Annotated in this window: 13 protein-coding genes; 8 read left to right on the top strand and 5 right to left on the bottom strand. The window is 53.3% G+C overall.

Annotation, left to right across the window (positions count from 1 at the left end; translation table 11 throughout):
- Window positions 1-9: 9 nt before the first annotated feature.
- The 3 genes from kaiC to HCG48_RS04245 form a co-directional block, all read right to left on the bottom strand.
- Window positions 10-1,566 (bottom strand): circadian clock protein KaiC, encoded by a 1,557-nt coding sequence (gene kaiC / locus HCG48_RS04255; protein ID WP_168568048.1) that lies wholly within the window; start codon window positions 1,564-1,566, stop codon window positions 10-12.
- Window positions 1,567-1,668: 102 nt separating this feature from the next.
- On the bottom strand, window positions 1,669-1,980 hold the full coding sequence (kaiB, locus tag HCG48_RS04250; protein ID WP_168568047.1) for a circadian clock protein KaiB: 312 nt from the start codon (window positions 1,978-1,980) through the stop codon (window positions 1,669-1,671).
- Between the two features lie 66 nt (window positions 1,981-2,046).
- Window positions 2,047-2,982, bottom strand: coding sequence for a circadian clock protein KaiA (locus HCG48_RS04245; protein WP_168568046.1), 936 nt, complete (start codon window positions 2,980-2,982; stop codon window positions 2,047-2,049).
- A gap of 423 nt (window positions 2,983-3,405) precedes the next feature.
- On the opposite strand from HCG48_RS04245, the gene HCG48_RS04240 reads away from it, so the two are divergent.
- Entirely contained in the window at window positions 3,406-6,546 is a 3,141-nt protein-coding gene (locus tag HCG48_RS04240) for a hybrid sensor histidine kinase/response regulator (protein WP_168568045.1), read from the top strand.
- A gap of 126 nt (window positions 6,547-6,672) precedes the next feature.
- Here the strand turns inward: HCG48_RS04240 and HCG48_RS04235 are convergent, their stop codons facing one another.
- Window positions 6,673-7,806, bottom strand: coding sequence for a saccharopine dehydrogenase family protein (locus HCG48_RS04235; RefSeq protein ID WP_168568044.1), 1,134 nt, complete (start codon window positions 7,804-7,806; stop codon window positions 6,673-6,675).
- 149 nt (window positions 7,807-7,955) lie between these two features.
- Here HCG48_RS04235 and HCG48_RS04230 point away from each other — a divergent pair, with 149 nt between their 5' ends.
- From HCG48_RS04230 to HCG48_RS04205, 6 genes are all read left to right on the top strand, one after another.
- Window positions 7,956-10,133: a DUF4139 domain-containing protein gene (locus HCG48_RS04230; RefSeq protein ID WP_168568043.1), complete on the top strand. Its 2,178-nt coding sequence runs from the start codon at window positions 7,956-7,958 to the stop codon at window positions 10,131-10,133.
- Window positions 10,134-10,150: 17 nt separating this feature from the next.
- Complete coding sequence (locus tag HCG48_RS04225; RefSeq protein ID WP_168568042.1) at window positions 10,151-10,744, top strand: alpha/beta fold hydrolase; 594 nt, start codon at window positions 10,151-10,153, stop codon at window positions 10,742-10,744.
- 289 nt (window positions 10,745-11,033) lie between these two features.
- Complete coding sequence (locus tag HCG48_RS04220; RefSeq protein ID WP_168568041.1) at window positions 11,034-12,848, top strand: AAA family ATPase; 1,815 nt, start codon at window positions 11,034-11,036, stop codon at window positions 12,846-12,848.
- A 520-nt stretch (window positions 12,849-13,368) separates the two neighbouring features.
- Window positions 13,369-14,313 carry a hypothetical protein gene (locus tag HCG48_RS04215; RefSeq protein WP_168567310.1) on the top strand — a complete coding sequence of 315 codons (945 nt, stop codon included), beginning with the start codon at window positions 13,369-13,371 and terminating at the stop codon, window positions 14,311-14,313.
- Between the two features lie 59 nt (window positions 14,314-14,372).
- Window positions 14,373-15,530 (top strand): gas vesicle protein GvpN, encoded by a 1,158-nt coding sequence (gene gvpN, locus HCG48_RS04210; RefSeq protein ID WP_246259888.1) that lies wholly within the window; start codon window positions 14,373-14,375, stop codon window positions 15,528-15,530.
- Window positions 15,531-15,594: 64 nt separating this feature from the next.
- The gene (locus tag HCG48_RS04205) at window positions 15,595-15,990 is read left to right on the top strand and encodes a hypothetical protein (RefSeq protein ID WP_168568040.1); all 396 of its coding nucleotides are present in this window, start codon (window positions 15,595-15,597) and stop codon (window positions 15,988-15,990) included.
- 89 nt (window positions 15,991-16,079) lie between these two features.
- Here HCG48_RS04205 and HCG48_RS04200 read toward each other — a convergent pair whose 3' ends face one another.
- A complete protein-coding gene (locus tag HCG48_RS04200; RefSeq protein ID WP_168571732.1) occupies window positions 16,080-18,365 on the bottom strand; it encodes a RelA/SpoT family protein in 2,286 nt (761 codons plus the stop codon).
- A gap of 297 nt (window positions 18,366-18,662) precedes the next feature.
- On the opposite strand from HCG48_RS04200, the gene patD reads away from it, so the two are divergent.
- Window positions 18,663-19,061, top strand: a complete 399-nt coding sequence (gene patD / locus HCG48_RS04195; protein WP_168568039.1) for a heterocyst frequency control protein PatD — start codon at window positions 18,663-18,665, stop codon at window positions 19,059-19,061.
- Window positions 19,062-19,118 lie beyond the last annotated feature (57 nt).

The following is a 19,118-nucleotide window of genomic DNA, read 5'->3' as shown; positions in this document are numbered from 1 at the left end:
CTGAGCAACCTACTCGCCGACTTTCCCCTGTACGCCTTTAACAATACGTGAGAGTTCGCTCTTTTCATCCACAGAAATGCGACTCGGCGAACCGCTAATAATCCGTTCGTAGTTGCGGAACGAATCCTTAATCTCCGGCCCGTGTTCGCTGATCGTATACTCGCGGATCCCTTTATCGTGCCAGGATCCGCGCATTTTGAACACGTTGATCGCCCGAGACATTTCGCCGCGAATCTCCACGTATTGCAACATGATGATCGTGTCGGTAATCGTGGAAATATGGGAGTCGGTGATCGAGTGAGACCCCATAAACTGGTCCGTGGTATTGGTGAAAAACCCGGTAATTTCCTCTTGTTTGGCGTATCCGGTCACGCCGATCACGAATTGGCGGAAGGCATTGTTACTCACCCCTCGCGCCAACGCGGACAGGGAATCGATCGCGATTCGCGACGGTTTGAACTCGGCAATTTCTGTTTTAATAATCTGCAAGTGATCTTCCAAACCCGCCGATTCGGGATAGGCGCACATGATTCTGAGCAAGCCTTTTTTCTCCAACTCCTCAAAATCGATGCCCCAAGAATAGGCATTTCTCAAAAGTTGGGCGCGGGATTCTTCGTAAGCGAACATCATCGCCCGTTCGCCGTTCATGCACGCATCTTCGAGAAACTTGCTCACCAGCAGGGTTTTCCCGGTTCCCGTCGCCCCGGTCGCCAGAATGATCGAATCTTTGAAGAAACCGCCGCCACACATTTCGTCGAGGGTCTTGACCCCGGAAGACACGCGGGCGTTGGACGATCGCTGGGTGAGGCGCATGGCGCCGAGGGGAAAGATATTAATCCCGTCGGTGGTCATGGTGAAAGGATATTCTCCCTTCATGTGGGTAGTCCCACGCAATTTGAGAATTTCGATCGTGCGGCGGCGCCGTTCGCCTTCGAGGACGTTACGCAGGATGACGACGTTATCGGAAACGAACTCTTCGACGCCAAAGCGGGCGACCGGACCGTATTCTTCCACCCGTTCGGTGGTCATGATCGTGGTGGCGCCGACTTGTTTGAGGCGGGCGACGAGGCGGAAGATTTCGCGACGGACGACGGAGGCGGCGTCGTACTGTTGGAAGACGGCAGTGACGGAGTCGATCGAGACTCGGCGTGCTTTATACTTGCGGATGGCGTATTGGATGCGTTCGATCAGGGCGGACAGGTCGAAATTACCGACGACATCTTGACCTTCGGGGTCGGGAGAGGCATCGAGAATAAAAAGTTTGCCTTCATCGACTAAGTGCTGCAAATCCCAACCAAAGCTGGAGGCGTTTTTGATAATATCGGTGGGAGATTCCTCGAAGGTGACAAATACGCCGGGTTCGTCGAAGTAGGTGATGCCATTGTAGAGAAATTGAACCGCAAAGAGGGTTTTTCCGGTACCTGACGTTCCGCTTACCAAGGTGGTGCGACTGACGGGCATTCCGCCATGACTGATATCGTCAAACCCCTCAATCATGGTCCGAATTTTGGGGACTCCTACGGTGGGTAGTTCTTCTCCTAGTCCGGATGGCTTCTTAGAATTCATAGCTTTGGTGGTTCACAGTGGCAGGAATACCACGGACAAATGATAGGTGGTTGTGGGAGGGTGGCGATCGCCGGATACGGCAATCTCGGGTTGATTAGTTTATCAATCCAATTCTTGATCGCGCAGTTCTTCGTACAGTAAGTCCAAGCCGATCAAGACTTTCTCGCGATCGGAAAGATCGCCAATAATCTTACGCACGGGAGGGGGTAAGATTTTCGATAAAGTCGGGGTGGCCAAGATTTTATCTTCTTCGGCCAATTGTGGATTTTTGAGAACGTCGATCACTTTGAGGGCGTAGACCCCTTGGAATTCTTGTTCGAGAATATTTTTCAGGGTTTTTAAAGCGCGGACCGAGTTGGGGGTGTTGCCCGCGACGTAGAGCTTGAGGACGTAAGTTTTTTTAGGAGGACTCATAGATAAGATCTGGGTCGTAAATTGAGGGAAGAGCGAAACCGAACAGGGCGTATTCCGGGACTGACATCACGATTCTCTCGGGATCGAACGTCGATACATTTCGCATAAATGAGCGATGATGTCAATCAAAGTCAGCCGATAGTCGAGGAGAATTTCTTCGCTGCGACCTTCCAATTTTAATTGTTTAGAAAAATCGTCCATTAGCTCCATGTGAATTTCGACAATTTGGGTGACGGAAATATCGGAGAGAAAGGCCATATTGACATACTCGTCAATGCGTTGATTGAGGGTACCGTCATCGGCAAAATAGTACAAGACAATTTCTCGATAATCCGCCTTTAATTGTTTTAAAAAGTTGTCTCTTTCTCCCGGAGAAAGGTTGCGAACAAAACGCTGTGGGTTTCGTTTGTAATACACGCCTAAGTATCCTAGTCGCTCCCTGAGTTTTTCGGCGAGACGACGCTGTTGGTTCAGCAAAAAATTTTGAGTGGCTGGATTGGTTGGGGTTTGGGAGTTAGCCACGGGGCGATCGCCGAGGCTCACACTCGGGGAAAGATTGAGAAATTGGGCGATCGCCCGTTCGATGCTGCGGGGCAGTTCGTCGAGATTTTCAACCCACAAGTGAACTTCTGCCGTGTGATAAAACAAACTAGGATAAACTTTGCTGCCATTTCTGGCTCCCCCGGCGACGGGGGTCGGCGTTGGCGTTTCGCCAGAGTCTGGGGAAGGGTCGAGGGGAATGCTTTCTTCTTCTAAATGCAAGATCGTTGCAGGCAGAAGAATCCCTTCGGCGTGCAACTTTTCCGATAGAATTTTCAAAGCCGAATCGGATTGTAAAATCAAACAATCGAGTTGCTGTTTGTGGGCTAAAACATACTTTAAAAACCCTTCGACTGACTGAAAAGAGTTCGCGAGGTAGCGATCGCCCGCCAAGTAAGCATCGAGCGATTGGGTGAGGTTCTCCTCGGTGGTGAAAATGCAAATCGATAGTTGGGAATGCAAAGCCTTACCCGATTAAACAAATAAATAACAGCCGATTTCAACAGTCCGGAGCCGATGGCGACTCGCTAAAACAGTCAACTTAAGATTGATTTAAACCGATAAAGAAGCTCTATAACTTATTGTAATAGCAATATCCTCGTCCGTTCCGTTCGAGATCCATAATTGAGTTGTACCTCCTGACGTTCTCGTTCTCTAGTTTGGGCGGCCATACCGTGCGAGGGCATCGTGCTGGCGTCAGAGAAAGCGACGGCAAAGTTGCGGCCTGGGGGTCGCTTCCCCGTCACGATCGCGCTTGGGTTCGACTGGAGATCGCCGCGTGACCGTCGTCCGCCGCGTGCCACCTTCCCAAAAGCGCACTCAAACTGACCCGATCGCCCGTGTCGAAGTTGCTATTATCCCCCTAAGATTCCCATAAGATCGATCGTGTCCACAATCCCCTTAACTCTCAAAGCCTTTGTCCGCCCCACCTGGGTTTGCGCGCAAACGGTCAGTATATCAGAATTGCATTCGCGCTTGGGCGACTGCCGCGCCAGCGAGTGGCCGGGAGATCGCCTGATTCTCGTAGACCGCCAACAGACCCCCGTAGGGACGATCGCCCTCGCCCGACTGCTGCCGTATTTACTCTCCCCCGGCGATCTCGACCCCAAACCCGCTCCAGAAGATCCCTTATGGGAATGGGCCGCCGATGCGATCGAACCCGTGGAAATTTGGGGTGCCGGAGTGCCCTGGGTAGAATTTTGGCAGCACTTGCACTCGCAAACCCCCGGATCCCATAGCGTCAGCCAGTGGGCGATCGTCGAAACCACCGGAGAAATCCTCGGACTACTCGATCCAGTCTGCCTGCTCGATTTTGCGGCCAGAGAGATGCTACCACCCGGCACAGATTCCGCCAGCAACCCGGTCGAGACCGATTCCCATGCCCTGCCCCCATTAGGCGATCTGCTCGAAGAGATGCCCTTGCCGATGAAATTGCAAACCCACGGCGGCCATATTTTATCCGAAAATCGGGCATGGCGGCAGCAATTTAGCTCCGGCGTGGCAGACGAACCCCATCCCCAACCAGCCGATCGCCCGGAAAAAGACAGTGCGGGATCTTGCTCGATGCCCGACGGTCAAAATGCCGTCTGGCAGTTCGTCCAAATACCGATCGGCATCGTCATCGGCGGCGACTCGCCGAATCGAACGATCGCCAGAACCCCGAATCTGCGACTGTTACACCCCCAACCGGGGATCGAAAGCTCCAATCCCAATCTCAGAGCGCCCCCCATTCGCGAAGCGACGCCTAACGCCTACGGGGACACTAAGCGCACTAGCGAAGCCATGCCGAAGGCTATAGCGCACGCGACCCGATCGCCAACGGCGTATCGCCCCGGCGCCGAAAACAGCTCGGAAACCAACGAAACCTTGTGGCTGATCCTGGCTCAAGATGTCAGCGATCGCCAACAAGTCGCCAAAGAACTGGCGGCCAAAAATGCCGATTTAATCCAACTCAACCGACTCAAAGACGAATTTCTCGCCTGTATCAGCCACGAACTCAAAACCCCGCTCACCTCCGTTCTGGGTCTGTCCACCTTGCTCAAAGACCGCGCCCTCGGGCCGCTCAGCGACCGTCAAGAACGTTACGCCCAAATGATTTATCAAAGCGGGCGCCACCTCATGAACGTCGTCAACGACATTCTCGACCTGACCCGGATCGAAAGCGGGCAAATGGAACTGATTCTCGAACCCGTCAACCTGCACGATGTCTGTCAACGCGCCCTCGAACAAGCTCATCTCTCCCTTCCCGAAGCCGAACAACGCGAACGACAAGAACACGTCCCCTCCAAACCGGGCGATCGCATTACCAGCCAATTCACCTTGGAGATCGAACCCGATCTCACCAGCGTCGTCGCCGACGAACTGCGCTTGCGCCAGATGCTCTATAACCTGCTCTCCAATGCCGCCAAATTTACCCCGCCAGAAGGATCCATTACGCTCAAAGTCAATCGCTGGGGCGGCTGGATTGCCTTCACCATCAGCGACACGGGCATCGGCATCCCCGCAGAAAAACAGCATCTCATCTTCCAAAAATTCCAACAGTTAGAAAATCCCCTCACCCGTCAATTTGAAGGCACCGGGTTGGGGTTAGTCCTCACCCAACGTCTGGCCCGGGCTCACGGCGGCGACGTTACCTTTATTTCCACGGAAGGTAAAGGCAGCCAATTTACCTTACTCCTGCCCCCCTCTCCCCCCCAACCGACCACCGCCCTCGGCGAATCCGGACCCCTCTCGAATCGCTTGGTTTTACTCGTCGAAGTGGTTCCCCAATCCATCGATCGGTTGAGCGAACAACTCACCGCCTTGGGCTATCAGGTGGCGATCGCCCGGACGGGAACCGAAGCCCTCGAAAAAGCCCGCCGCCTCCAACCACAAACGATCTTTCTCAATCCCTTACTCCCCTTACTCTCCGGTTGGGACGTGCTGACCTTACTCAAATCCCAGGGACAAACGCGCCAAATTCCGATCGTGGTCGTCGCCACCGAAGCGGACAAAGAACGAGCCCTGCTGGCGGGGGCGGACGGTTTCGTGCGAACCCCCATTGACGAACGGGCCTTAGCCGCTCAAATGGCTCAGATCGTCCCTTCCGCAAACGACCGTCACGATCGCCACGATGCTCCGGGAGGACCGTTGACCCACTTGACGATCTTGCATTTGCGCCCCCTCGAAACCTGGCAATCCCTCGATCGGGCCGACTTTGCCCCCAGCAGTCTCGACGTCCAACCCCTTCACTCCCTGCTGTCCGCGCAAATTGAGGTAGAACGGGGTCTCCATTACCGGGTCTTAGAAGCCGAGGACCTCGAACAAGCGGAACTGCTGGCGCGAGTCTGGCAAATTGACGCGATCGTGCTTGAAAGTGGCGAACATCTGCACGATCCGGTCACCTTTTTACGCAAATTCAGCCAATATCCGATTTTGGCAGGTCTTCCTCTCATTCCTCTCGAATCGGAAACCACCCGCGCCGCCTATCAAGTTCCCGGTTTGAACGTGTTTCCCTGTTTGCAATATCGCCCGGACGGCGAACGGCATTCTACTCCCAATATTGCCGCGTTAGTCCAAGTGATTCACCTGGCGACGGGGAAACATTCCAAACCGACCGTTCTGGTCGCCGAATTGGCGATCGCCGAACCCGGCGCGATCGCCCCTACCCGGTCGAGTGGCGAAAATGAATGGCTTTCAGCCTTAATTCAATATCTGGAAAAAGCCGGGTTTCAAAGCGCTTTCGCCCGGTCTTGGTCGAAAGTCTGGCATCGCATCCAAACTCAAAGCGTCGATCTGCTTTCCATTTGCTGGCGCGATTCCCCGGCAAGTCCCGAAGTGCTAGAAGTCCTCGATCGCCTCAGTGAAACCCCCAAGCGCCCGCCGATTTTAGTCTTCGATCGCCGCGAAGTGCAGCCGTCCGCCCCGTCGGACACCGATCGCGACCCTCTCGAAGCGCGCTTGCGGGCGATCGCGACGCGCATTTTGCCCCCTTCGGCGTCCATGGGTGAATTGCGCTCGGCGATCGAAGAAACGTTGAAGGGTTAGGGGTTGAGCGGACTCAGGAGTGAAGCGCTACGCGGATCGCTGACGACAGGAGGAGGGCCTGTCTTGATTCGGTTGTCGGTCAGTTCGCCGATACTGACGTTTTCTGCGATCCGCGCGGTTCGGCGCTCAGTTTGGTCGATCGGGGGCGATCGCTGTGGAGGACTCCCAGGTTTGCTCGATTTTAATGCCCCTACGGGTCATTCCCTCTAAAAATAAATCGGTCGGCAAGAGGCGTTCGACGGGAAAGACCCCCGGTTGTCGCACGCTTCCTTCTAACAGGCGTTGGGCGATCGCCCCGGCCCCCATCCCGGTGACGATCGCGGTATCCGGATGGGCGACGCTGGTGCAAATGGTGGCAGGTTGGCCGTTTTTCCGTCCCGATACTCGCGATCGCACGACGACGCCGATCCCGAAGGCGCGATCGGTGAGTGCGGTCATCGCGTAACTCACATAAGAGAGGAATTCGACGACGGCATGATTTTTTAACCAGGCGGCAGGCGATCGGGCGACGATCCAGGTGAACCGATTATACAAATCCGGGGCGCTGCCGAATTTGGCGATCGCCGTCTTCACCGGGAACGATTGGGGCAGGGTGTAAACTTCCGGCATGTCGAACCAGTACACGCCGATCTGGCCGTAAGGCGCGCCGAAATCTACGGTTTCGCGATCGCTGTAAGGCTCGACAACCTGCCATTTGCCGTCAATCCACGCCTCAAAAGGGGCTTGCAACCCGAGGAACGTGGTTCGCATCACCGTCACCCCCGCGCCACCGGACCCGCCGACGACGTAAGCGATCTCGATGGTTTCCGCTTCGTCGAGTCGTTCGACGCCGTAACGGGTCAAACTGTTGGAAACGCCGGGAAAAATCCCCGTATTGATGGCGGCGGTTATCCCGGCTTCCCGGGCTAACTCACTTTTGGCGAGGGCTGTTTTCGTGAACGTGCGATCGTCGCTGACGTCGAGATAGTTAACGCCAGCCGCGATACAACTATCGAGAACTCGTCCGTCGCGATCGTGAAACGGGCCGGCAGTATGGATCGTGAGGTGAGACTCGCCGATCGCCCCCCGGAGGCGATCGCGATCGTTCAAGTCCAATTGCAGAAAGTCAACCCGTTCGCCTAACTGCTGGCGAACGGCTTCCCCTTTGGCCGCATTGCGCCCGGTAATGGTAAGGTGGGCGTCGGTATGTGCGAGTAAATCCCGCGCCACACTCGATCCGATTCGTCCAGTTCCCCCAACAATCAAAACGCGATCGTTCATTACGATTTGAGAATATTGATAAAACGATGCTTTCAATGTCTCTCATTTGCGGCGATCGGACAAATCGCCTCCAGCAATCGGCGCTAAAATTGAATCGTTCCGGTGCGATCGCCCCCCGAACTCCCCATTTAGTTAAAATCTAAAATCCCATGTCCGCCCCTCTCCCGCTTGACTCCAAAATCGACGGCGTAAAAATTTACGCTTCCGGCGCTACAGTGACTCGGATCGCTTCATTGCCTCCCGATTGGAGGGGCGATCGCGTCGAAATTGCCGGACTTCCCCTCGTTTTAGACGATCGCAGCGTCCGCGCCCGTATTGAAGGTAGCGACAGCGCGATCGCCTGCGATATCGCGATCGGTCTCGCCGTTCCTTCCCGCGAAGACCCTGGGGAACCGCCCCTAGAAACAGAAGTGAGAAAAGCGCGCTTCAAAGTTAAACAATTACAAGATACCCTTCTCGCGATCCAACGAGAAATCGCCAATCTCAATACCTTGGAAGTCCCCGATCGCCCGAGAGGGGAAGCTGGAAAATCACCGCCGCCTTCGCCGATGGGGGCGCGTCTGGCGTTATCTCACTTTGCACAAGAGCAAGTGCAAGCCAAATTCGTCGAAAAACGGGAAGTGGCGATCGCCTTGCGAACGGCGACCCAAGCCCTCGCCGACTTGGAACGACAACAACAGCAAGCGTCTTCAGCGCGCGAAGCGCAACCGCACGAACTGCGAAAAACCGCCATTATTGGACTTTCTTGGACCGATCGCCCCGCCGAGTCTCCCCTTCAACTCGTTTTAGAATACTTCGTCCCCGGAGCGCGCTGGACGCCGAGTTACATCTGTCGCTTGAACCGCCAGGACAATCGCGCCACGATCGCCGTGCGCGCCTCGGTGTGCCAAAGAACTGGAGAAGATTGGAGCGGGGTGCGCGTCGAACTGTCCACCGCCGAACCGTCGAGCTGGTGCGAGTTACCAGAGTTAGCTTCCCTGCGGATCGGGCGATCGCAACCCGCACCCAAGCCCTCGGGATGGCGACGCCCGCCCGTCGGCGCCGAAAATTTATTTGAAGATTACGACCGCCAGAAACAAGCCGCTAAATTGGCTGTCTCTACCGAGGCGATCGCCGTGTCTCCCTCATTCCAAGCGGCGATCGCTCCCTTAACTTCTCTCGATCTCACAAGCAGCGAAAGCTTTGCGGCTCCCGCCTCCAAGCAGGTGGTAGATCGATCTTTCACTCAGGCTATAGATCCATCTCTCAGTGAAGATCTTGAAGAGATTGAGGAGCTTATTGAAGAGCTTGATGACGACGGGATGAACTACGATTCTCCTTTGGGGGCATTTGCTCGCTCTCCAAAGGCATCGATCGAAAAAGCGCGATCGGCTGGACAACAGAGGCAACGGCGATCGCCCGTCTCCATGCCTCCAAGCCCGATCCCCGAGACCGTCGAAACCATCGATCGCCTCACCTACTCTATCATGCGTCTCGGCGCTCCCGAAGATGGGGCAGAACGCGGAAAACTCAAGGTTTCCAGCCCGGAAGACCGCTATCTGGAATTCCTACAACGGCAAGATCTCAAGGTTCCCTTCCCAATTCGAGGGGTTCTCAATAACGCCCTTGCCGAAGCCAAGCGCTGTTTTATGGTACATCTGCCGCACGGTTCTCATGAAGTGAGATACAGCGCCGGATCCTTCGATTATGCCTATGCTGCCGAAGGACGCCTCGATATTCCCAGTGACGGCCAATTTCACGCGATCGCCCTCCTGAGTCGGGACGCCGAGGTGAAGTTGCGTTATATCGTCGTCCCGCGTATCGACCCCAACGTTTTTCGGATCGCCCAACTACTCAACCCTCTCGATGCTCCCCTGTTAGCGGGAATGGCCGATATTTATGTCGATGGCGAGTATATTTTATCCACAGAAATGCCGACGATTCCACCACGGGGGGAAATGGAATTGGGATTGGGAGTGGAACAAGGGATCCAAGTTGCCCGCAATACGAATTATCGCGAAGTTCGTTCTGGAGAAACCTTAGTGGCGTTTAACGAGTTGCGCCACGAAATCGCGATCGCGATCGTCAATAATTTGCAACGGGCGATCGCCATCGAAGTGCGCGATCGCCTGCCCGTCCCGGCAGAAGGTGCTAAAGTAGACGTACAAATCGATCGCGTCGTCCCCGAATGGGAAGTTTACAATCAACAAGAACGCGGTCGGCCCATACGCGGCGGCTATCGCTGGAAAGTTGAAGTTCCGGCGGGCGATCGCCTCAATTTAGAAGTCGATTATACGATTAAAACCTTCGTCGATAGCGAATTACTCGGCGGCAATCGTCGGGAATAAGAAAGGAGGACAGGGAGATGTCCGTGCGATCGCAATTTCTAACGTTTAAAAATACCCGTTTGCACTATCTCGAAGTTGGGGCGATCGCGGCCAAAACCGTACTGTTTTTACATGGAGCAAGTTTTAAAGCTCAAACGTGGCAAGAATTGGGAACCTTGCAATTATTGAGCGATCGCGGTTATCGAGCCATCGCGTTAGACTTACCCGGCTACGGCCAATCGGAAACCGTCAACGCCAATCCCCAAACGTTTCTGCTGGACTGCCTCGACTTGCTAAAAGTCGAGAAAACCGCAGTTGTTTCGCCTTCGACGAGCGGTCGGTTTAGTTTGCCCTTCCTCGTTGGTCATGGCGATCGCCTGTTTGGGTTTGTGGCGATCGCCCCGGTTGGCATTCCTAATTTTATAGAAAAGCTGCAAGGTAATTCCGTGCCGACGTTAGCAGTTTGGGGCAGCAACGATCGCATTGTCAGTCCCGAACAAGCGGATTTACTGGTCAAGGTAATGTCGAATGCGCGAAAAGTCATTTTTAAAGAAGCCGGACATGCCTGTTACATGAGGGCAACTGACCCATTTCACGAGGAACTCTTGGCATTTTTGGAACGTTGCACTTAAGCGATCGAGAACTTTTAAAATCAATGAGGTACAAATCCGATCCCCCTAAATCCCCCTAAATCCCCCTTAACAAGGGGGACTTTACTCGACTCCCCCCTTTTTAAGGGGGGTTGGGGGGGATTGTGGATCTAATCGCGAAACGCTATCAAGGATTTCTCAGATGAGTGAGGTAAACAAATGAGAAATATATTCAAGGGTAGAAGTTAAACAATCGCACACCTTTTCAGGGTTATCGCGTTCTTAACACAATCGCTATAACTTCAACAAGCAGCTCAAGTGAGGTTATCAAATGAACGATTTATTTAAAGGTTTCGAGCAACTTTTAGAACTCGCTAAAACCCTGGAAGAAAAAATCGAACAAGGGGAAATTCGCACCGACGTTCGGGTGCGATCGAGTAGCACCATTCCCCGTCAAGGCAGCATTCCCCGGCGCCCGCCGACACCAGAACCGGAAGTCATCGTCACTCCACCGCCGCCGGGAGAGACGGGACAGACCGCGACCCACGATCGCCCGTCCCATGGATCGCCGAATTTATCCCAGATCGGCGGCTTGAGTGAAGTTATCCGAGAATTGAGAGAATTGGTAGAAATTCCGCTCAAACGTCCGGAATTATTAGAAAAATTGGGTTTAGAACCGCCGCGCGGGGTCTTACTCGTCGGACCGCCGGGAACCGGGAAAACTCTAACAGCGCGATCGCTCGCCGGAGAACTCGGGGTCAACTACATCGCCATCAACGGCCCGGAAATCGTCGGGAAGTATTACGGAGAAGCCGAAGCCCGCTTGCGCCAACTGTTTGAGAAAGCGGCGCGATCGGCGCCCTGTCTGATTTTCATCGATGAAATCGACTCCCTCGCCCCCGATCGCGCCAAAGTCGAAGGAGAAGTCGAAAAACGGATCGTCGGACAATTATTAGGCTTGATGGACGGTTTCGCGCCGACGGAGGGGGTCATCGTCCTGGCGGCGACCAACCGTCCCAACCATCTCGATCCGGCCCTGCGGCGTCCGGGACGCTTCGATCGCGAGGTGAGTTTTGGGGTTCCCGACGATCGCGCCCGCTTGGAGATCTTGCAGATTTTGACGCGATCGATGCCCTTAGCCGAATCTGTCGATTTAGAGGCGATCGCCGCTAAATGTGTCGGTTTTGTGGGTGCAGATCTCAAAGCACTCTCTCAAAAGGCCGCTTATTTCGCCTTACGTCGTTTAGTTCCCGAATTAGACGCGCCGATTCCCGAACAGATGACCGTTACCGAAGAGGATTTTAGGCAGGCGTTAAGGGCGATCGAACCGTCGGTGTTGCGATCGCTGGCCCTGGAAGTGCCGCAAATTGCCTGGGACGAGATCGGCGGATTGGACGAAATCAAGCAAATTTTACAAGAATCCGTCGAAGGTGCGTTACTTTACCCCGAACTCTATCAAAAAACCGGAGCCAAAGCACCGCGCGGCATTTTGCTCGCCGGACCGCCGGGAACCGGGAAAACTTTGTTAGCGAAAGCGGTGGCGGCGCAAGCCAACGCCAATTTTATCAGCGTCACCGGGGCCGAATTGCTCAGTCGCTGGGTGGGGGCGTCGGAACAGGCGATCGCCGAATTATTTGCCAAAGCGCGACAGGCGGCCCCTTGCGTCATTTTTATCGACGAATTGGATACGATCGCCCCGTCTCGGGGGTCGAATGTCGGCGATTCCGGCGTCGGCGATCGCGTCGTCGGTCAGTTCCTCGCCGAACTCGACGGGTTGCACTCCACCCCGAACGTGATTTTAATCGCGGCGACCAATCGACCGGAGGCGATCGATCCGGCCCTGCGGCGTTCCGGACGCTTGGATTTGCAGTTAACCGTGGATGTACCCGATCGCGCCACCCGGCTCGCTATCTTGCAAGTTCACAATAAAAACCGTCCCCTCGATCGCGTCGATCTCGGCGCGTGGAGCGATCGCACGGAAGGTTGGAATGGAGCCGATTTAGCCTTGTTGAGCGATCGGGCAGCCCTCTCCGCCATCCGCCGCTATCGCCGCCGGGGAATTACGGATCCGGCGCAAATTACGATCGCCCCTGAAGATTTCGAGAACGCCCGTGCAGAGGTGGGCGATCGGCATTTGGAACCCTAAGTATAGCAATCCTAAATGATTTGTAACCTATGTAGGGAGCAAGATGCTCCCACTCCCAGGGGTTTCAGGTGGATCGCCCTGACTCGACTGATTTAGGAATGCTATAGTTACCCCAGTAGTTACCCCCTGTTTATCTAAACTCTAAAACACCCTCGAAAGATGGGCGATCGTGGTAGATTTTGCCCTGCTTAACTTCCGGTTAACAATAACTACAATTGAATAAATTCAAAACCTCGCGAATATAACCCTGCGATCGCCGTCGTCCAGTCGATCGATCGCGATCGATCTGCTATAGCGGTTTTCAATCCGTTGCATCTAAGATCGACCTTGTCAAGTCGCCAAATTCCTATAGGGACAAGAGACATAGCAATGCCGATTTAAAATAATAAGATTTATGAGTATTTCTTAACTTCGATCGCCGAAATCTAGTAAAATTCTTCCAGGCGCGCGGATCTGTGGAACGCCGCCCAAGCGATCGCCAGGAGTGCTAGGGAGATCGGTCAAGGAGGAAACGGGAACAATGGCGTTAGTCGATCGATGGAATACCCTAAAATGGGATCGAGAACAACAAATTCAACATCGCCAGCGAGAAGTCCAGGCGATGTTAGATGTCCTCGAAAGCGAACGAGAAGCCAACAGCACTCAACTACAGCATCACCTCAGCGAGTTATTCGGCGAACTCGCCGAGGAAGAAACGCGCCAACAGGAAGAATTACAACAATTTTGTGACGAGTTAGATCGTAAAGTTAGCCAATTTATCGACGATCGCCGCAATTCTCGACAGAAAGAAGCCGAGAAATTGGCCAAAGAACTCGCCTTGTTCTCGCGATCGCTCGCAGAAAATACCCGTTTTTCAGTGGGCGAAATGGGTCGCAAACGACAACTGCAATGGCTGAAGTTATCCCAAGAGTTACAATATTTTAGAACTCAATTCGAGTGCGATCGCCCTTCTGCAAATGGTCGATCCTTCGATGAGGATAGCGACGTGAAACAGCAGACGCGCGATCGCCTCGAAGAAGACTTAAACGAATTCGTCGAAATCCTGCGATCGGATATCGAAAATCGCCTGCAACAATTAGAACAATTGCAAGCAGAACGGCTACGCGGAATCGAAGAAGTTCTCAACAAAATGGAGTACAATCGTCGCAAAGCTTTCTATAAATTGCGCGATCGCCTGCTCGAATTTGCCCGGGAATTACTCAGCTATCCCGGACAAGTCTATTCCTCCGTCGGGAGTCCGCCATCGGTCTCGATTCGTCCCACCAATCGGAAAATTCCCGCCAGTTTAGAAAGCGATGTTTATGGCTACATTCACCAACAAAAAGGCGCCCGTCTGGCTGATATCGAGTCCGCTTTAGGGATGGAACGCATCCAAACTGTACAAGTTCTGCGATCGCTCCTCGTCCAAGGCATTATTATTCAACGAGATCGCGTCTATTACACTCAAGAAGAAATGAGTCAGTAATTTACTTTAGAATTTTTCTTGGTTACCTTGTTTGTTTTGCCTTTTTCCTCCTAACTATCGTGCTACAAACTCGTCCCAAAGGATTTGTTAACACGCCTTTCATCGATCGCCTGGTCACGCGATCGCTGCGTTATTTGCGATCGGGTTTTTCGATCCACTTGCGCGGTCCGGCGGGAACGGGAAAAACGACCCTAGCTTTACATTTAGCCGATCTTCTCAATCGTCCCACGGTCTTAATTTTCGGCGACGAACAACTGAAAAGTTCCGATTTAATCGGGACGCAATCCGGGTACCACCGCAAACAAGTGGTCGATCGTTTCATTCACAGCGTCGTTAAAATTGAAGATGAATTTGGAGAAAACTGGCTCGATTCTCGTCTGACCTTAGCTTGTCGGGAAGGATTTACCCTCGTTTACGATGAATTTAACCGATCGCGCCCGGAAGTCAATAATGTTTTACTATCCGCATTAGAAGAAAAATTACTAGTTTTACCTCCGAATATCCAGCGATCGGAATACGTTCGCGTCCATCCAGAATTTCGGGTTATTTTTACCTCCAACCCGGCGGAATATTGCGGCATTCACGACACCCAAGATGCCCTCGTGGATCGCTTAGTAACGATCGAGTTAGAAGAACCGGACGAACTGAGCGAGATCGAGATGTTAGTGTGTAAATATTCCTTCGATCGCCGCGATGCGGAAACGATCGTGCGACTGGTCAAAAGGTTTCATCAAGAAACAGAAAGCGACAAAACATCGGGATTGCGATCGGCATTGGCGATCGCCAAAATTTGCCAAGTTCACGATATCCCGATTCGGTCAGATTGCGAAGCGTTTCGCGATTTATGTGGGGATGTTTTACTCTCGCGGGCTGCAATTTCTTTGTCGAAAGCTCAAGGGTACCTCGATGCACTTTTAGACCGTTTGACCCCCGAAATGACGGGAGAAAATGCCGATCGAGCTGCGGATATTCCCGTTAAAAATCAGCCGGAATCACCGAGGAAGAGTCCCGAGGAAGCGATCGCGCCGACGGTCGCTTACGAACTCGAAATTTACGATTATTTGCAGCACAATCATGGGGTGAGAGTTTCGGCGATCGAATCGGCGTTAGGGATCGATCGCGTCGAAGCGGTTCGAGGGTTGCGATCGCTGATTCAAAAAGGGTTAGTCGTTCACAAAGACGCCCGTTTGTACGTCTCTAGTTCTGGACTCGATTAGGGGCGATCGCCTTTGAGTCAAGGTTCCCATCCTTCAAATTTGAAATCCAATAGAGATCCAACTGATGACAAAACAAGAACCTTCCACGATCGGCGATACGCCTACGGCGTCGCTGGGCGAACGCGCCACCCCCAAAACGGCGCTCACTCACGTCCCCTGCGCCTACTGTCGGGGAACGGGAAAAGACCGATATCAGATCATGTCCCCGTTATCGACCTGTCCGGTCTGTCACGGCAGGCGATCGCACGAACTCCCCTCACCTGTAATAACCTGTGCCTACTGTCGCGGCACGGGCGCCTCGCCGATCGGCGCCCGCAACCCCTGTCTCGCTTGCGGGGGCAAAGGCGTGCAGGGGCGATCGCCCGAATCGTCGCCGTGTAAGGCGTGTGGCGGCACGGGACGGCAAGGATCCACGGGATTTTACTGTCACCCCTGCCACGGTTCCGGGCGCCAGAGTTGAGTCTGTAAGCCTCAAGGGAACCGAACGAAAGCGTTACCCTGCCAATCGAAATCTAGAATCTAAAATCGACAATCCAACATCCGATCGCCTCAATCCTCCATCTGTCCCATGCGGCGCAAATTGAGAACGTCGCTCATTTGTCGGATTTGGGCGAAGGTGCGATCGAGTTGGTGGCGATCGCAGATATCGATCCCCAATTCGATCGCCGCAGGTTTACCCATGTAAGTCTTGACATTGGCGCTGCGGACGTTGACATTATTATCTTTCAATCGCGACAGAATATCGTTGAGCACGCCGACGCGGTCGAGGACTTCGATCGAAATCTCGACCGGATAGGTTTGGGCGCGACCGCTTTCTTCGTCGGTGGGATTCCAACTGACCGGAAGCAGGCGATCGCCGGAAATGCGGTCTAAGTTGGGACAACCCTGACGGTGAATCGAAATGCCGCGATCGCGCCGAGTAACCGCCCCGACGATCGCCTCCCCGGGAACCGGACTACAACAGCCCGCCAAATGGTATACCAATCCCTCAACGCCAATAATCGGCGATTTGCCCGACGGTAAGGGACGCGGCGCTTCGCGCAGGGCTCGCGAGGAGGTCGAGGGGGTCAGTTCGAGTTGTTCGTAATCTAAACTATCCGTATCGTCTTCCGTAGGGCGGTGAGTTTTGACTGCCTCGCGCAGGCGGTTGACCACCGAGTTCAACGTGACTTCGCCGTAACCCAAGGCGGCGAGTAAATCCTCGACCTCTTGATAGTTGCAGCGTTGGGCGACTTGGTGCATCGATTCGGACTTGAGCAAGGATTCAAACCCATTTTTACCCATTTCCTTTTCGAGCATTTCTCGCCCGCGCGCGACGTTCTCATCCCGGTGCGATCGCTTGTACCACTGGCGAATTCGGTTGCGCGCCCCAGTCGTGACCACAAAGTTCAACCAATCCAAACTCGGATGACAGTTTTTCTGGGTCATCACTTCGACGATATCCCCATTTTTTAACGGCGTGTCCAGGGGAACCATGCGATCGTTGACCTTCGCCCCGGCGCAGTGGTTGCCGATTTCGGTGTGGATGCGATAGGCAAAATCCACGGGAGTCGCCCCCCGTTTGAGAGAAATCACGTCTCCTTGCGGGGTAAAAACGTAAACATCCTCGTCAAATAAATTATCTTTGACGTTATCTAGATATTCCTGAGCGTCTTTGAGGTCGCTTTGCCATTCGAGTAGTTGTCGCAACCAGGTAAATTTCTCGTCATCCGAGGACATTTGGGCGACGCTGGATCCGGTTTCTTTATATTTCCAATGGGCCGCGATCCCGTACTCCGCAACTTGGTGCATTTCTAAGGTACGAATTTGGATCTCGATCGGGCGTCCGGTTTGACCGATGACGACGGTATGTAAGGACTGGTAACGGTTCGGTTTGGGCAAGCCGATGTAATCTTTAAACCGACCGGGAATCGGACGAAACACGTCGTGAACGATCGCCAAAGCCCGATAGCATTCTTCGTTATTTTTGACGATCGTCCGTACCGCAGCGACGTCGTAAATTTCCTGGAATTTCTTATTTTGCCGTTGCATTTTTTGGTAAATTCCATACAAATGCTTGGGCCGTCCGCTTACGTCGATGCAGTCGATGCCGACTTGTTTGAGGCGATCGCGCAGCACTTCGGTCACGTTGGCGAGTCGCGCTTCGCGATCGGTTCGTTTTTCCGCGACTAACTCTTGCATCTCCCGGTACGATTCCGGTTCGAGATATTTAAACGCGAGATCTTCTAACTCCCACTTAAACCGACCGATTCCCAGTCGGTTCGCCAACGGCGCGAAAATTTCTCGGGTTTCTAAGGCGATCCGCCGTCGTTTGGCATCGGGAAGCGAATCTAAGGTTCGCATGTTGTGCAGGCGATCGGCCAATTTGACCACGATCACGCGAATGTCTTTCGCCATCGCCAAAAACATGCGCCGGAAATTTTCCGCCTGTCGTTCGGTTTTACTCGAAAAGTTAAATTTAGATAACTTCGTCACCCCTTCGACCAATTGTCGCACTTCCGGCCCGAACATTTCCTCGATTTGTTCGGGGGTGACATCGGTATCTTCCACCACGTCGTGCAGGAATCCTGCCGCAATCATGGCGCTACTTCCTCCGAGATCGCGCAGCAATCCGGCAACGGCGATCGGATGTATGATGTAAGGCTCGCCCGATCGTCTTCTCTGGCATTCGTGCAGGCGGTAGGCAAACTCAAACGCCCCACAAATTAAGGCATTTTCTTCGGACGACCAATCTGCCGAACTGTTCGCCGAACCCTGTTCGCGATCGATCAAACAGGAATTCAACCAGTCGGGAATCTCGACTTCAAACGAACAACTCAATGCGGGGGGGTTCATAACCATAATGCTTAAAGATTAAGAATAGAAGGACAATTGAATCAATAATTTGCCCAATTTTACGGCATTTCTTGTATCGAAGGATACAGAAAATTCGATAAAGTTTAATAAAGACGCGAAAGCAGACACTCTAGAAAGGGAATGCTCGACGGGATACGCTTGAGATCCGTTCGCCGGATCTCAGGGTGAGTTGAATTTTTTATCAACAAAACGGCTCAAAACTATGAAGGCGTTGAGGAGCTTTATGCCGTTTCCTAAAGCCTCTACTCTACTACTATAAACAAAATTCTTTACATCATGCTGCCTGAAGTTCACTGTCAAAAGTATCGACAATTTCAGCAAGTCGTCGAGGAGTTACTCGCACTCGCCAGCGAGACTGAAGGGGATAGCAAGACCTTGAAAGTGAAGGTCTTGGAGATGCAACAGCTTTTTCAAGAGCAAATTTTAGGATTGGGGATCGACGATCTCGACCCGAGTGTTGCCTCCTGTGTACAGTCTTACCAGACAGAAATGCACAAACAGCAGCGTTTGCTCGGAAATGAAGTGTTATTCTTGCAAACTTGCCAGCAACCCCAAACCCGCGCCCGACGACTGGCTCAAATCCGGGAACGGTTGGAGGCGTTGAGTCGTTATCTGGTGGTGGTTTTGGGAGAAGCGAGTCAGGAGGATGCAAGGCGATCGCCGCCGGGTCACTGAGAACGAAAGGGTTCAGTGCTCGATCTAAAATCTAAAATCTAAAATCTCAAAGCCAAA

It is taken from the genome of Oxynema aestuarii AP17 (assembly GCF_012295525.1).
GTDB lineage: Bacteria > Cyanobacteriota > Cyanobacteriia > Cyanobacteriales > Laspinemataceae > Oxynema > Oxynema aestuarii.
This window is presented reverse-complemented; position numbering and strand designations above follow the sequence as displayed.

Bases quoted from the DNA above. Each gene is read 5' to 3' on its own strand.
- kaiC (WP_168568048.1), bottom strand. From the start codon at position 1,566: ATGAATTCTAAGAAGCCATCCGGACTAGGAGAAGAACTACCCACCGTA.
- kaiB (WP_168568047.1), bottom strand. From the start codon at position 1,980: ATGAGTCCTCCTAAAAAAACTTACGTCCTCAAGCTCTACGTCGCGGGC.
- HCG48_RS04235 (WP_168568044.1), bottom strand. From the start codon at position 7,806: ATGAACGATCGCGTTTTGATTGTTGGGGGAACTGGACGAATCGGATCG.
- HCG48_RS04230 (WP_168568043.1), top strand. From the start codon at position 7,956: ATGTCCGCCCCTCTCCCGCTTGACTCCAAAATCGACGGCGTAAAAATT.
- HCG48_RS04225 (WP_168568042.1), top strand. From the start codon at position 10,151: ATGTCCGTGCGATCGCAATTTCTAACGTTTAAAAATACCCGTTTGCAC.
- HCG48_RS04220 (WP_168568041.1), top strand. From the start codon at position 11,034: ATGAACGATTTATTTAAAGGTTTCGAGCAACTTTTAGAACTCGCTAAA.
- HCG48_RS04215 (WP_168567310.1), top strand. From the start codon at position 13,369: ATGGCGTTAGTCGATCGATGGAATACCCTAAAATGGGATCGAGAACAA.
- HCG48_RS04205 (WP_168568040.1), top strand. From the start codon at position 15,595: ATGACAAAACAAGAACCTTCCACGATCGGCGATACGCCTACGGCGTCG.
- HCG48_RS04200 (WP_168571732.1), bottom strand. From the start codon at position 18,365: ATGAACCCCCCCGCATTGAGTTGTTCGTTTGAAGTCGAGATTCCCGAC.
- patD (WP_168568039.1), top strand. From the start codon at position 18,663: ATGCTGCCTGAAGTTCACTGTCAAAAGTATCGACAATTTCAGCAAGTC.